The organism is Pseudomonas sp. H1h (assembly GCF_000633255.1).
Taxonomy (GTDB): domain Bacteria; phylum Pseudomonadota; class Gammaproteobacteria; order Pseudomonadales; family Pseudomonadaceae; genus Aquipseudomonas.
Genome location: NZ_AYMJ01000059.1, coordinates 1 through 338, shown reverse-complemented (window position 1 = coordinate 338; position 338 = coordinate 1). Strand labels below are relative to the sequence as shown.

Genomic DNA, 338 nt, shown 5'->3' with positions numbered 1-338 from the left:
GCCGGCAGACCCTGGAAGCTGATGCGCTCGCGGGCCATGTCCAGCCAGTTGTGCAGGTGGGCGTCGTCCGGGATCAGTTCCTTGACCTTGGCGTCGGTCTTGTAAATGTCCTGCGGATCACCCGACAGCGCCGCCCAGCGGAACGGGCCGATGCCACGGCAGAACAGCGGACGAATGTAGGCCGGGACGAAACCCGGGAAGTCGAAAGCGTTCTCGACGCCCTCTTCCTGGGCCATCTGACGGATGTTGTTGCCGTAGTCGAAGGTCGGGATGCCTTGTTTCTGGAAGTCCAGCATGGCTTTGACGTGCACCGCCATCGACTGCTTGGCGGCTTTGAT

General features: G+C 62.1%; 1 pseudogene. It reads right to left on the bottom strand.

The features are described from left to right. Window positions 1–338: pseudogene (locus tag U862_RS0128970) on the bottom strand (urocanate hydratase); the annotation flags it as partial.